Source organism: Leptolyngbya sp. FACHB-60, from assembly GCF_014695775.1.
Taxonomy (GTDB): domain Bacteria; phylum Cyanobacteriota; class Cyanobacteriia; order Phormidesmidales; family Phormidesmidaceae; genus Nodosilinea.
On record NZ_JACJOX010000068.1, the window covers coordinates 80910 to 93907 of the forward strand.

The 12998-nt window shown below is 57.5% G+C and carries 14 protein-coding genes; 4 read left to right on the top strand and 10 right to left on the bottom strand.

Features of this window, described 5'->3' with window-relative positions:
• Positions 1–14: 14 nt before the first annotated feature.
• From H6F57_RS24980 to H6F57_RS25000, 5 genes are all read right to left on the bottom strand, one after another.
• The gene (locus H6F57_RS24980; RefSeq protein WP_190631640.1) at positions 15–629 is read right to left on the bottom strand and encodes a chromophore lyase CpcT/CpeT; all 615 of its coding nucleotides are present in this window, start codon (positions 627–629) and stop codon (positions 15–17) included.
• A gap of 63 nt (positions 630–692) precedes the next feature.
• Entirely contained in the window at positions 693–1742 is a 1050-nt protein-coding gene (locus tag H6F57_RS24985) for a type I secretion C-terminal target domain-containing protein (RefSeq protein WP_190631642.1), read from the bottom strand.
• 195 nt (positions 1743–1937) lie between these two features.
• On the bottom strand, positions 1938–2762 hold the full coding sequence (locus tag H6F57_RS24990; protein ID WP_190631644.1) for an HAD family hydrolase: 825 nt from the start codon (positions 2760–2762) through the stop codon (positions 1938–1940).
• A 99-nt stretch (positions 2763–2861) separates the two neighbouring features.
• Positions 2862–3986, bottom strand: a complete 1125-nt coding sequence (locus tag H6F57_RS24995; protein ID WP_190631645.1) for an aromatic ring-hydroxylating dioxygenase subunit alpha — start codon at positions 3984–3986, stop codon at positions 2862–2864.
• A 51-nt stretch (positions 3987–4037) separates the two neighbouring features.
• Positions 4038–5993 (bottom strand): FAD-dependent oxidoreductase, encoded by a 1956-nt coding sequence (locus tag H6F57_RS25000; protein ID WP_190631648.1) that lies wholly within the window; start codon positions 5991–5993, stop codon positions 4038–4040.
• A gap of 202 nt (positions 5994–6195) precedes the next feature.
• On the opposite strand from H6F57_RS25000, the gene H6F57_RS25005 reads away from it, so the two are divergent.
• From H6F57_RS25005 to H6F57_RS25020, 4 genes are all read left to right on the top strand, one after another.
• Complete coding sequence (locus tag H6F57_RS25005; RefSeq protein WP_190631650.1) at positions 6196–6969, top strand: ABC transporter permease; 774 nt, start codon at positions 6196–6198, stop codon at positions 6967–6969.
• Between the two features lie 129 nt (positions 6970–7098).
• Complete coding sequence (locus tag H6F57_RS25010; RefSeq protein ID WP_313933688.1) at positions 7099–7860, top strand: glutamine amidotransferase; 762 nt, start codon at positions 7099–7101, stop codon at positions 7858–7860.
• Between the two features lie 77 nt (positions 7861–7937).
• Positions 7938–8840, top strand: coding sequence for an NAD(P)-binding domain-containing protein (locus tag H6F57_RS25015; RefSeq protein WP_190631652.1), 903 nt, complete (start codon positions 7938–7940; stop codon positions 8838–8840).
• A gap of 377 nt (positions 8841–9217) precedes the next feature.
• Positions 9218–9409 carry a DUF2949 domain-containing protein gene (locus tag H6F57_RS25020; protein WP_190631655.1) on the top strand — a complete coding sequence of 64 codons (192 nt, stop codon included), beginning with the start codon at positions 9218–9220 and terminating at the stop codon, positions 9407–9409.
• Between the two features lie 77 nt (positions 9410–9486).
• Here H6F57_RS25020 and H6F57_RS25025 read toward each other — a convergent pair whose 3' ends face one another.
• The 5 genes from H6F57_RS25025 to H6F57_RS25045 all read right to left on the bottom strand — a co-directional run bounded on the left by H6F57_RS25025 (position 9487) and on the right by H6F57_RS25045 (position 12931).
• A complete protein-coding gene (locus H6F57_RS25025) occupies positions 9487–10029 on the bottom strand; it encodes a Uma2 family endonuclease (protein ID WP_190631657.1) in 543 nt (180 codons plus the stop codon).
• Between the two features lie 42 nt (positions 10030–10071).
• Positions 10072–11199: an FAD-dependent oxidoreductase gene (locus H6F57_RS25030; protein WP_190631659.1), complete on the bottom strand. Its 1128-nt coding sequence runs from the start codon at positions 11197–11199 to the stop codon at positions 10072–10074.
• Between the two features lie 21 nt (positions 11200–11220).
• Positions 11221–11667 (bottom strand): photosystem II protein PsbQ, encoded by a 447-nt coding sequence (gene psbQ / locus H6F57_RS25035; RefSeq protein ID WP_199290010.1) that lies wholly within the window; start codon positions 11665–11667, stop codon positions 11221–11223.
• A 119-nt stretch (positions 11668–11786) separates the two neighbouring features.
• Positions 11787–11966: a hypothetical protein gene (locus H6F57_RS25040; RefSeq protein ID WP_190631661.1), complete on the bottom strand. Its 180-nt coding sequence runs from the start codon at positions 11964–11966 to the stop codon at positions 11787–11789.
• Positions 11967–12103: 137 nt separating this feature from the next.
• Positions 12104–12931: a hypothetical protein gene (locus H6F57_RS25045; RefSeq protein WP_190631662.1), complete on the bottom strand. Its 828-nt coding sequence runs from the start codon at positions 12929–12931 to the stop codon at positions 12104–12106.
• Positions 12932–12998: the final 67 nt, after the last annotated feature.

A 12998-nucleotide genomic window follows, 5' to 3' on the forward strand; every position in this document is an offset into this window, starting at 1 on the left:
GGTTTATCAGTACCTTACCCCGGCAGTGCAAACGCGCTTTGCTTCACCAGCTGAAACGGTCCCATCAGCGGTCCCCAGGTGGGTTTGCCGGTATCGGGGTCAACGCCACGATCCTCCAAATACAGCACCACGGGGCTGTTGGCAGCGGGCGACTCGGGGCCCAGGTCAAACTTGAGCCGCACGTAGGCGGTGATGCCGTTGGCGGTAAAGCTGCACAGGCTGTTCCCCGGCAGGCGAGCACTAAAGGTTTGGCTGGCCGGTTGATACTCAATGGCCACCCCACAGGTGGGCAGAGCAATTAGGTCTTCGCGGGTGAGCGCTGTCAGGCGATCAGGTTGAGTGGCCGCACCACTGTAGGCGATCGGGTCGGGTAGCGCGTAGTATTGGCCCCAGAGCTGGCCGTCGCGGGTGGTAAGGTGCAAAATGCGCTGACGATAGGGCGGTTTACCCGATGTCACACTGATTTGTTCAATAAAAAAGCTGTACCCTTCGTCAAACAACGACCTGGGCAGAGGTCGTTGCCACAGCCGCAGGTGCAGATACCAGGTTGGGTCTGCCAGAGATTGCTGACGATTGTCAAACTCCCCGGCCATGTGGGTGGCCAGCTGATGCAGCAGGGCCTCGCTCATAACGTTACCGCGATCGCTTTAGCCCCGATGCTACCGAAAAGTGGGGCAACTGGCGCAGCTAGTCTATTTCAGTACGGGCAGGCCGACGGGGGGCGTAAAAGTGAGGTTGGCGGGGGTGATAGTGTCGGCTTCGACCCCCAGCAAAATCGCTTCGGTGGTGACTTGACCCAAGGGCATGCTCACCTGCACGTGAGTATCGGACCCCACCTGCACAAAGTTCAGGAGAGGTAGCAGATCGCTACCGGCAAACAGAGACTGAGCTGCAATCAGGCTAAAGTCGAGCAGGTCGCCCTGGGCAACGTTAAAGTCGACGACGGTGTCTGGTGAGGGCGTAGCACTAGCGGCGATGTCGTAGGCCCCTGGCGTGTTGAGCCTAAAGGTATCGGCACCGGTGCCGCCCACCAACACGTTGGTGCCGCCCCCGCCATCGAGCACATCGTTGCCGGGGCCACCCATCAGCAGGTCGTCCCCTGCGCCGCCCTCCATTATGTCGTTGCCCGCGCCGCCAAAGAGGCCATCGTCGCCTGCCCCACCCACCAACGTATCGTTGCCAAGGCCGCCAAAGGCCAAGTTGTGACCTGCCCCGGTTAGCACTAGATCGTCACCACCAAGGCCAAAGAGGGCATTGTCAGCAGCGGTGCCGATGAGAAAGTTTTTGCTGTTGCTGCCCTGTACTAGGGTGAAGACCCTATCGGTGGTGGGTTGCTCAGTTCCAACCGGGGGGGCGGGGGGCTCAGCGGCTAAGAGTCCGTCTAAGGTGGTGGGGAACAGGTTTAGCGGGGTAGTTACCGGAGACAGAGTGCCGCTGGATAGGTCAACTTTGTAAAGGGTGGAATCGCTACTGCTGGTTCGACCGTAGAAAAACAGGGAGTCTACCGTTGCCAATGTCGCATCGGCAGAAACCTGCGCCTGAGGTACTGCGTCGGTTGCAAAAACCGCCCCAGCGGCTCCAGCGAAGCCCGCTGGTGCGGGGGGCTCCACAGGAATTAAAGCGGCCTCTAAAATTGGGTTTGTCGTCGCGTCGGACACCTCGGAGAGGGAAACAGGCGCTTCTCTAATGACAGGCTCTGCTGTAGGGGCGGTTTTGGATGGGGGGACAAAAAGATCAGTCATAGGAGCACAGGCAAAAACAACAGCAGAGGGTGAGGCTAAGGCTGTAAATTCAAGTGAAGCGCGTCGCTGGACGTTGGGGTTCTATCCCACATTCTGGCGCGGGGACTGAAATCCGGAAAAAAATGACTTGGTATCGATACGAACAATTCAAGCGATCGCCCCAGCAGTCAAGATTCCGTAAATCTACGGTGAATCCTAAGCTACATTGCTAGGGTCTATCGCCACCCACTGCTCAAAGGGAGCGCAAAACTGAGCCAGGGAAATTAGGTGAATCCCGCTCTGGGGCGCGGCGATCGCCCGATCGCCCCCTGTGTTGTAGCCCCAGTCGGCCAAAAACAGCTCCACACCGCCCAGATCGGGCTGGGCTTGCACCGATTGCAGCGCCTTGACCCGATCCTCCACAAACCAGAGGGTAGCCTCCGGTTGAACGGCTTTGATCTGCCTTAAGGTCTCGTACTTGGGCCGTTTGACTTCTTTTCCCAAAATCCGATCGATCGGCTCCGGGCCAAGAGGGCCATTGCCGGGCAGCACAACGCCGCTCTTGGCCAACAGTTGCTGAATAAACCGGCCTTCCTTCGTTGAAATAATCACCAACTCGACCCCATTTCCCATTGCCTGCTGGAGACGATCGATCACGCCGGGGTAGAAGCGCTGGTAGCTCAGCCAGTCGTCAACATCGGCTTGAATCCAGCGATCGCGCACCCCATCCACCGCTTTGCCGATGGTGGCAGGCTCTACCCCCGCTTGGGCCAGCATCTGCGGCACGAGTTCGGGCCAGCGATCGAGAATATCGCCCTCGGATACCCCCGACATCAGCCCGTAGAGTACCAGCGGCATCTCCCACCCCGTTTCGACCACAGGCCGCAGCGGATAAAAGCGCTCCGCCAGCCCCTCCGGCGGTGCCCCCGCACCCGGCTCAAACACCTCGCTATAAGCCCGCCAGGCGGTCTGAAAATACTCCCGCAGCCCATCGCAGACCACGCCATCAAAATCGAGCGCCAGAATATCGGGAGAAACCATCGAGAAACGGGGAAAAGGGGTTCAAGGTCTAGGGTACAGGGTTTGGGGCCGAGCCTTATACCCTAAACCCTGTACCTTAAACCTTTGACCTAGTACCCATCATTCCTCCGCCTGCTGCCGAATCAACTGCTGCACCGCCGTCAGCGCCCGGTTCAGCTCCGGGCCTCGATAGGTGGGGTGCTGCTCAAAGGCCTGCTGCTCTTGCTCTAGCATCAGCACGTCTTCGCGCACCAGCCGTCGCAGCACAAAGCTCGCCGAGTTGGTGAAGGCCCGTTTGACGAACCGCCGCACCGCTAGTGGGGTTTTGTGCAGCTTCGGAAACCGCTCTAGAGAGGTAAAGTGCAGCAGATAAGCGCGGGTGTGAGTCTCGCTCACCGGGCAAAACAGGCAGTAAATCACGAAGTCATCCCCCAGGGTCGATCGCCAGTGGGGATAGTAATAGTAGACATCCAGCGGTTCAGGGTGCAGCTGACGTAAGGATGGAAAGATGAGCTGCGAAGCTGACCAGATTTTGTCGATGCGGTAGTAGCTCTCGGCATCGTAGTGGGCATGGACGTGGGTATCGTCAGCTTTTAGCTCGGCCAGTACCGGGTTAGCCCACACCTGAGCGCCGCCGTGCAGGTGGCCGTGGTACATGTCCATTAGGTTCTCAATAAGGAATGAGTAATGGGCCTGCACGTCGATGGTGGTCAGCGAGCCAATGAAGTTGAGGTGCTCCCACTCGGGCACGCCCAGAGGAACCTGTTGCTCGGCCAGCTCTGCCTCACCGGGAAAGAGCCAGATAAAGCCGTCTTGCTCTTGCACGGGGTACTGTCGCAGCTGGCAGGTAGGCAGCTTTTGCTGAGGCTCTAGATAGGGTACGTGGGCGCAGCTACCGCTGGGGGCAAACTGCCAGCCGTGGTAGGTGCAAGCGATGTTGTCGCCCTCCACCGTGCCCTCGCTGAGCTTGACCTGACGATGGGGGCAGCGATCTTCGAGGGCGATCGGGGAGCCGGTGCGATCGCGGTACAGCACAATCGGCTGGTGCCATAGGTTCACCGCTAGCGGCTGGGTGCCCAGTTCTTTGCTCTGGGCCACCACGTACCAGTGGTTGAGGTTAATTCCCAGTTCTCGTAGATGGCGTTTAGGAGCCGCAGCCTCGTGGGGCGTAGAGGAATCTTGACTATTCCCCAGATCAGGCTGTTTGAGGGTTGTGACCGCCGTGTCTCTCTCCAATCCGTCCATCTCACACCTGCCCTATCGCTGAAGACAATCTGCCATGCCGGGGATGATCCCCTAAATTTTAAGCACCCCTTCGGGATTGACCGAGAGGATGGGACGGCGCTGCACCCCTTCGCGCTGCAAAATGGCGTTGGCCGCCAGCAAACCACTGCTCACCGCCCGCTCCATCAGGCCGCAGGGGAAGGGCATGCGCACCCAGTCACCCGCAAACAGGAGATTGTCAACGGCGGTAGCAGTCTGTGGACGGTTGGCAAAGCTGCCGGGGGGGAAGCCCGCGAAATTCTTCTGATTCACTAGCTGGCGGTGTAGCACGGTCGCGCCCTTTAGCTCTGGCACAATCTCGTAAAGCTCGGCCTCAAAGGTGTCGAGAATCTCGGCCTGGGTGGGAAATTCTTTTTCCTTGTAGCAGTAGGCGTGCAGCTCAACGACGCTGCCCCCGGTGCGTTCACCCCAGGCAATGTAGTCATCTTGAATGCGGTGGTAGAGGGTGATGCTGTCGGTAAGCCGGTAGCCCGAGAGGGAGGTAAACCAGCTGTGCTGCCAGTCGAAGTCGCGATCGAGCCAGAAGCGGCCGACGGCAAAGGGGTCAGCCACCTGGAGCTGATCGACCTGAGTGACCAGGGCGGCATCGATATCGCCCTCGGATAGAGAAAATAGAGCTTTGATGCCAGGAATGTCAGCGGCCATGACGTAGTAGTCGGCGGTGAGATCGTGGGCGACGTTGGGCACGCCATCGACATTGGCGGCAATTAGCTGAATGCGATCGCCCTCTCGCTGCAACACTTTAAACGTCGTCAGATTCTCCTGCGCTGGACCGGCCAGCACCGCGCCGTCGCTGGCGTAGGCGGCCCCGTGGCAGGGGCAGAGGTAGCCCTCAGCAGTCGTGGTCACCTGGCGCTGCACGCTACAGCCCTGGTGGGTGCAGGTCAACGATAGGGCCGTTTTAGCCCCTGGTGCCACCGAGTAGACGCTGTCGCCCGCGCCGAAGTATTCCATGGTGTCTGAACTCAGGAGCGGGTTGCGATCGACCCAGAAGGGCACCGGGTTGACGGCAACGCTGCCCTTTTGGTAGGTCACCCCAGCGACTTGGCCCCCCTGCCAGGCCACCTGGCTGACGGTCACGCCAGTCAGCACCTGCCCGCCGTTGGCTTGGATGGCGGCAACCATGGGGTCGACTAGCGATCGCCCCATGTCTTGACGGGTGCCGTTAAAGGCCAGCCCCTCGGGGTTGCCAAAGAAATAGAAGTGAAAGAACTGCATCAGCTCCCCGGCACTCAGCACATCGGGGGAGTTGAGGCTTGACTTAGCGAAGGGCAAAAAGTAGAGGTCGTAGAGCCCCCTAGGAAAGTCGTTGCCCACCCATTCGGTCACCGACAGCTGGTCAAGGCGTTCGTAGGTCTGGGGATTGCGGAAGCCGGTAATTTCTCGAAAAACCTGGAGATGCTTGAGGTGGGTAAGGTTGATGCCCCATTCCAGCCGATTCGAAGACGAGATCGCCAGATCGACAATATTCCACGGAAACGCCGAATTGCTGGGGCGAAAGACCTCGGGGTCGTAGTGGTCTTTATAGACCAGCGAATAGTAGTCGAGGGACTTAAAATTTTGCTGAATGCTCAGCTCGTCAACCAGGCCAAACAGGTTGTAGTACTGGGGAAAAAAGCCGTGGAAGCCGTGCTCCATCATGAAGGAGTCGTCGCCCACCTGGATGGGCCAGCTGGCAATTTTGCCGCCCAGCTGGGGCGATCGCTCTAGCAGCGTCACCGCTACGCCGCGCTGGCTAAGCTCGTAGGCCGCCGCCAGCCCTGCCAGGCCACCGCCAATTATCACCGCCGTAGTGGGCTTGCCGACCTGGGTGGGCAGTTCAAGTCGATCGCGCTGAAACACCGTGGGCTGGGGTTTGCTCAGGCGTGAATAGCTCAGTAGTGCTGCTATCCCCCCAACGCCAAACAGCTTGAGGACGTTGCGACGGGCCAGGGTTTGGGCAAACAGCCCCTCTAGGGATTGACTCATCTGAAGTTTTAGGCGTTGCTTGGGTCAGACTCGCTTGGGGATGTTCCCCAGGGTGTGTGGAGAGCGACTTGGGCATTAACGGTAACACAGTCTCTCGGCCAGGAGAGGGGCATCTGGCGCTCCCGGCTAAAGGAGGCTGCATCCCGCGTGGAACCTGTTAAAGACTGTAGTATTAAGTTGCCTTTACAGTCTACTCATCCTGATGAAATACGCGCGAGAGACCCTGGCGGTTGCCCAGCGAATCTTAGTCGAGCTGTGGCGGCGGCGGCGCAGTCTGGTTTTTTGGGCAATTTTTCCGGTTATTCTGCTAATTCTCAACAGTTTGATCTTGCAGGAGCGGTTGCAGATTACCCTGGCCGAGGCCTATACCCAGGCGGCTCCCTCGACCCTGGTAGGGGCGGCGCTGTTCTTTAGCGGACTGGGGGGCAGCGTGGCTACGGTGGTTTCAGAGCGGGAGCAGAAGACGCTGAAGCGCCTGTTTTTGTCGCCCTTGAGCGGGGTGTCGTATTTTTTAGGCATTTGCCTGGCCTACGGGGTGATTGGGCTGGCTCAGGCGGCTCTGGTGTATGCGATCGCCCTCTCCCAGGGGGCCACCCTCGACGGCAACCCCCTCGCCAACCTGCTGATTGTGGGGCTCAGCATTGCCGCCTATGTGGGGGTGGGGTTTGTGCTGGGCACCCAACTGGCCCGCCGCACCGAAGACGTCAACGCCCTAATCGCGGCCTTCGGTATTCCACTAATGATTTTGGGAGGCACCTTTTTGCCCACGGCATTTTTTCCGGACTCCCTTGCCCAGCTCACCCGGTACAACCCCATCTATCACATGATCGAAGCCCTATCGGGAGTAGTGGTTGAGGGTAGCACCCTAGCGGACGTGGGTGAGCACGTGAAGTTTTTGGGACTGTTCGCGATCGCTATGGTAGTCACCGGCTGGCTGGCCTACCGCCGTATGGTGCAGGTTGAGCGTCAGCTCTAGGAGCTACATAGATCCGGTTCTGAGCTGAAGCGATACAGTGATAAGGATGCTTCCTCGGCCGATCGCGCCGCCTTTGCAATAGCGGCCCACCTTTAGGAACGCTTCTATAGACAATCATTGCCCCCTTCTGTGAGTTTCAATTACCCCGTTTTAGTCGTTGTTCATCAGCCCACCTCCAGCTCAGGCCTGGTGGGAGAGGTGCTGCGCGACCTGGGCTTTGCCCTCGATATCCGCTGTCCGGCCCTGGGCCACCCGCTGCCTGCCAATCTCGATCGCCACAGCGGCACGATGGTGTTTGGTGGCCCCATGAGCGCCAACGACGACCACCTCGACTTCATCAGCCAAGAACTCAACTGGATTACCCTCGCCCTCGCCGCCGAAAAACCTTACCTGGGCATTTGCTTAGGAGCGCAGCTGCTGGCCCGTGCCTTGGGAGCCTCCGTTACACCTCACCCCACAGGCCGGCGCGAGATCGGCTACTACCCTATCCTGCCGACCCCAGCGGGTCAGGGAGTGTTTCCTGGCCCGCTAATGGTTTACCAGTGGCATCAAGAGGGGTTTACGCTGCCCCAGGGCAGCCACCTGCTGGCCACTGGCACCACCTTTCCGCACGAGGCGTTTGGCTACGGCAAGCGAGCCTACGGGTTGCAGTTTCATCCCGAAATTACCGCTACTATGGTCAACCATTGGACGACCGAAGGGGCCGACCAGCTAACCTACCCCGGCGCCCAGGGGCGAGCCTATCACCTCAGCCAGCATCGCCTTTATGGTGCGGCAGTAGAGGGCTGGCTGAGGCGGTTTTTAGCTGATTGGCTTGGGGTCACCCCTCAGGCCGAGGCGCATTGGGAACAGCATCGCCCTGTTCACCACAGCCCCCAAGGGATTGTTTAACCGTTCGCGATTGCGGCCCACAAGTTGTGGCCGCAACCGGCTAAATCATTCCATTCTCAAGCAAGAGGACATCGCTGGTGAACATTGGGATAATTGGCACCGGGTTAATGGGATCGCCCATGGCCCTCAGGCTGCTGTCGGCGGGCCATAAAGTTTGGGTCTACAACCGCACTCCGGCCCGGCTCATACCTCTAGAGCTGGCGGGGGCCAAGGTTTGCGCTACGCCCTTGGCTCTAATTCAGAACGTGGAAGCCGTTATCTTTATGGTCACCAACGGGGAGGCGGTGCGATCGCTCCTTGAAGACATAGATTTAGGCGATCGCGAAGCGTCCCCGGATGAGAATCGCCCCTCGCCCCTCGCCGACAAAGCCATCATTCAAATGGGCACCATTGCCCCCGCCGAGAGTCAGCAGCTTGGCCAAATGGTGGCCCAAGCCGGAGGTACCTACCTAGAAGCCCCAGTTTTGGGCAGCATCCCCGAAGCTAAAAACGGCAAGCTGATCATCATGGCCGGAGCCGAAAATGAGGCCTATCAACGCTGGCAGCCCCTGCTGGAATGCTTAGGCACTACTCTCTACCACGTCGGCCCCGTGGGCAGTGCAGCCACCCTCAAGCTGACTATGAATCAGCTGATTGGCTCGCTCACCGCCGCCTTTGCTCAAAGTCTAGGGCTAGTGCAGGCGACTGGTATCAATGTCGATATCTTCATGGCGGTGTTGCGCCAGAGCGCTCTCTACGCCCCCACCTTCGACAAAAAGCTGCACCGCATGCAGACCCGCCAGTTTGCCGACCCCAACTTTCCGACCAAACATTTGCTCAAGGATATGGGGCTATTTGTATCTGCCGCCAAGTCTGCTGGGCTTTCCCCATTCCCCGCTGAAAGTGTGCGCCAGCTAGTTGAGCAGGCCGTGCAGGCTGGGTTCGACGACGATGACTACGCGGCCCTATTCAATATCGTTAGCCCTATCCCCAAACCTTAGTAACGCGCTAATCCAATGGGCGAACTTCTCCAGAATGGACGGTGGGCCAAAACTGTTCTGAAGTTTGACTAAATATTACGGCTTTCAACATTCCGTAAAGCCGCATCCGAGTTTTTGTGTTATTTTTGGGCATCTTTTATCACAACCAAAGGTTAATTACTACTGAAGCGTTGCCCTCAAAACATCAAGGGCCGAGGAGCAGTTGCCCTGCCATGGTGGTCAATTGCCCCATTACGGGTTAGTTCACCTATAGGCAAACGTGTGATAAAAGTTCAGTTAATCTACCGCGAAATTGATGTTGCCACGGAGGCATCCTTGTGTAAAATCGTGGGCAATATCTGTAACCCCTAGCGCCCCATTAAGGAGGTGAGACTTATATGACGGTGAGCACTCAACCCAATCTCATTCGGTTTCTACAGGATGAATTGGCTATTTCGACGGCCTCAATTCAGGTCGCCCTAAAGCACAGCGAGCAAGACCCTGGCCCGTTGCCCATGATTCTGTGGCAGTACGGTTTGGTAACCCTGGAGCAACTAGAGCAGATCTATGACTGGATGGAAGCGGCTTAAGCCAAAGGCAACCTTGCCTAACTTTTGAGAGGCGTAGCACCGGCTGCGCCTCTTGCCGTTTTTAAAGGGCATTGAACTTACTCGAAGACTAAGAGCCACAGGTCAGCGACGGCCACCTCCCACCCCGGCAGTAGGTCAGGCACCGTTAGGCGATCGCCATCTCTCAAAAGAATTGCTTCACCCCCAGCTCGATACACCTCCACACAACGAGTCTGAGGATCAACGAGAATGCCTACCTGAGTACCCAGGGCGAGAAAATCTTGGATTTTGCTCCGCAGCTTCGTCAGTTTGTCGGTTGGCGATTTCACCTCGACCATCAGGTCGGGAGCAAGTTCCGCAAAGGAGCGAGGGCTACGCCGTAGCCGCTCAGCTTTGACAAACGAAACATCGGGGGCGCGAGTGTCAGCGTTAGGCAATATGAAGCCAGCGCTAGAACCCGTGACTCGACCGATTTGACGGGGGCGTACCCAGTTGCCAAGCACTCGCGCCAGTTCAATCGAGACCTCGTCTGACTCGTAGCTGGAGGGGCTCATAATTGTCACTTCACCATCTACCAACTCCATTCGATAGTCGGGGTGTGCGGCCTGAAGTCTCTCTAATTCGTGAATTGTTAGCGCCATGACTTAACCCTCGTAGCAGAGGTGTTTGCTTCATCATAACCATCAGCCTAGCTGCTCTAAAAGGTCACGGATTGCTAGAGCAGTGGCAGGGGCGAGGAGGACGCCGTTGCGGTAGTGGCCGGTGGCCAGCCAAATATTACTGTAGCCCGTCAAGGATTGGATAACTGGAGCAGCTTGGCCCTGAGGTCGAGGGCGGAGGCCAGACCAGCGATGGGTAATCTTGCCTGTCGCTAGAGCTGGGCAGTAGGCGATCGCACTGGCTAACACCTCATCCAGCCGCTCGGCCTCAGGCTTTATGGCCAGGGCTTCGTCTAAGCCGGTATCGGGCGGAAACTCTACCGTGGCCCCCACCCAGTAGTCGCCATCGCCTAGGGGCACCAGGTGAATGTCGTTGCCATTGACCACAGGCTGAAAGTCGAAATTTCCCAAAGGTTCGTCCAGATGAAGACGGAGAGCTTGACCCAGCACTGGGCCAACGTCTGTAGGCTGGTAAAGGGCTTGGGTGAGGGGCAGAGACCCTAAGCCTGCGGAAATCACGATCGCATCCGCTGCAAAGCTTTGATTTGCAGTATGCACAGCGCCACAGCGCCGTCCTTCCTGAGATGAAGCCTCCAGATCAGACTCGTCAAACCCCACGACCGGCTCACCAAAGTGGAACTCAGCCCCGTTCGCCTGGGCACCAGCTACTAGCGCCAGCGTGAGATCGGTAGGATTGACCTGGAAATCTTGGGACGAGTAGATGCCGGCGACGACTCCAGCGGTGCTGAGGTGGGGACAGCGATCGCCCACCTGCTCCGGTTCCCACAATTCCAGCTCATACCCCTGTTTGTGGCGGATTGCTTGAAGCGATCGCCACCGGGGCAGTTCCTCCGCCGCAAAACACAGGCTGAGAATACCGTGGGTATTGTGTTGAATTTCGCGCCCCGTCAGCGCTTCCAGCTCTGGAATCAGGGTTTGATAGCGTTTGAGACTGCGCTCTCGAAGTTGCCAGTTGCGGCCTTTCACCTTGTGGCTAATCACCGCCATGCCCACCCCTAAGGCGGCGGCGGTAGAACCCTGGGCTGGGGCGGTCTGATCGACTACCGTAACCTGAATCCCCTGGCAGAGGCTCAGTTCGTAGGCGATCGCGGCCCCCACAACGCCGCAGCCGATGATGGTGATGTGCTTCAAGGGAGGGTGAACTGAGTCAGTCTATTGAAACGTCGGCACCAGACTCAAGAATGCGTCAAAGTCATCTAGAGCATTGCGGTATTCTTGACCGGCGATTACCTGCTGATTGTTGGCGGCGGCTTCGTCTAGGCGCTCTAGGTGACTGTAAATCTCCTTGGCCAGAGCCTGGGCCTGGGTCTTGTCTTTGGTTAGCAATGTGCCCGCCAGCCGGTTGACCCGCGTCCGCATTTCACCCATGGGGCCGTGGATAAAGCTCTGCACGTTCACCCAGTCTTTCTGTTGAATGTAGCCCTGAAGCTCGGGGAAGCGATCGCGCAGCTCGGCTACAGCGGGGGTGTATAGCTCTACCTGCTGCAAAATCTCTGGGGTATAGGTCGTCGGTATTTTCGCTGCTGGGCCACCGCACGCCACCAGGCAGGAGGCCACTACCGCCAGCAAAATTCCCAAAAGAGGTCTGAAGCGTCCCATAGTTAACCTTTGCGCTCTCTACATCAGTCGTCTGTATTTTACGCCGCCGTGGGGACTTGTGAAGCGCCAAGATGCTGTGGCGAGGGGGGCTAAACTTTCCCCAGGTCCCTACCCTTCACTCACCCACGACCCCTTTGCGAGTCTCCCAATATCTCAAAGATTGCCTCGCGGCTGACTAGCTCAGAATCTTTGCTTTCATCAATTGCTTTCACTAAAGGGATGTCTTCTAAAGCCTCTGCAATCAGGTTTTGGAACAAATCTCGCCGCTCTTGAAAGATTTCAAGAATTGCTGCCTTCATCAAATCTTTGATTTAAGTTTCGCTCAGGCTAGATTCCAACATATTTCACCTCAAAATTCACTAGTTAATCTGATCTATTGATTTTGATGGGAGATGGCCAGACCCCAGGATTTTTCAAAACCCTGGGGTCTTTGCAGCTATAGATTTGCTATGGCATCGGGGACTGGATATTTTTTGATTTCGCTGAGGGGCAACAGCAGGGTGTCTTCGATATATTGCCGGGTGGCTTTGGTGACATAACAATCGCTGTTGAGGCAATCAACCAAGAGTTTGTTGGCATAGTAGTAGTGTTTCAGCTTTTCTTTTTGAGCTTCAGAAAATTGCCAGTTGTGCCCAATATTGCAATGATCGGTCATTACGGTTCGCAGCTTTTCGCCCCAAGCTTCGCCGTTCTGCTGCCACCAGTGCTTAGAAGCTTCACGATTATCTGAAGCAGGCAATTCAGCCCTTAACGCCTGAATCTCAGGTTTTAATTCGGGACTACTCTGGCTCAATGCCCGCTCAGCGCGAGCGAGGACGTGATCGCGGGCGAGGGCGTGGTCGAAGTCGTAGTCGTGGTCGAAGTTAAGGGCAAAGTCGATGGCTCGGGCGAAGCCGAGGTCGAGGTCGAGGTCAAGGTCGAAGTCAAGGTCGCGAGCGTGGTCAAGAGCGTGGTCAAGAGCGTGGTCAAGAGCGTGGGCGATGCCGAGTTCACAGCTGAAGGCGTAGGCACGGGCGTGGTTGAAGTCGAGTTCAGGGTTAAGGTCGAGTTCAGGGTTAAGGTCGAGGAAGTAGGCGTGGGCGTGGGCGCAGCCAAGGGCGTAGCTAAGGCCGTGGGCGAGGGCGAGGGTAAAGGCTTGGGCGTAGTAGAAAGCTCGAACTGCGACGGGTTTGTAGGCGGTATTTACTGAGGTTGCTTTGTGCTGTACCCAGACTAAAGGGCACTGGTCTGTTAGACGGTGATGGGTAAAATGGTTGCAGTGCAACTACTCCAGAGCCATGGATTGTCCTCACTGCCAGAGCCTCCAGGTTGTAAAGAATGGGCGGGAATTG

Excerpts from the sequence above, each read along its gene's own strand:
- H6F57_RS24980 (WP_190631640.1), bottom strand. The coding sequence starts at position 629 with ATGAGCGAGGCCCTGCTGCATCAGCTGGCCACCCACATGGCCGGGGAG.
- H6F57_RS24985 (WP_190631642.1), bottom strand. The coding sequence starts at position 1,742 with ATGACTGATCTTTTTGTCCCCCCATCCAAAACCGCCCCTACAGCAGAG.
- H6F57_RS24990 (WP_190631644.1), bottom strand. The coding sequence starts at position 2,762 with ATGGTTTCTCCCGATATTCTGGCGCTCGATTTTGATGGCGTGGTCTGC.
- H6F57_RS24995 (WP_190631645.1), bottom strand. The coding sequence starts at position 3,986 with ATGGACGGATTGGAGAGAGACACGGCGGTCACAACCCTCAAACAGCCT.
- H6F57_RS25000 (WP_190631648.1), bottom strand. The coding sequence starts at position 5,993 with ATGAGTCAATCCCTAGAGGGGCTGTTTGCCCAAACCCTGGCCCGTCGC.
- H6F57_RS25005 (WP_190631650.1), top strand. The coding sequence starts at position 6,196 with ATGAAATACGCGCGAGAGACCCTGGCGGTTGCCCAGCGAATCTTAGTC.
- H6F57_RS25020 (WP_190631655.1), top strand. The coding sequence starts at position 9,218 with ATGACGGTGAGCACTCAACCCAATCTCATTCGGTTTCTACAGGATGAA.
- H6F57_RS25025 (WP_190631657.1), bottom strand. The coding sequence starts at position 10,029 with ATGGCGCTAACAATTCACGAATTAGAGAGACTTCAGGCCGCACACCCC.
- psbQ (WP_199290010.1), bottom strand. The coding sequence starts at position 11,667 with ATGGGACGCTTCAGACCTCTTTTGGGAATTTTGCTGGCGGTAGTGGCC.
- H6F57_RS25040 (WP_190631661.1), bottom strand. The coding sequence starts at position 11,966 with ATGAAGGCAGCAATTCTTGAAATCTTTCAAGAGCGGCGAGATTTGTTC.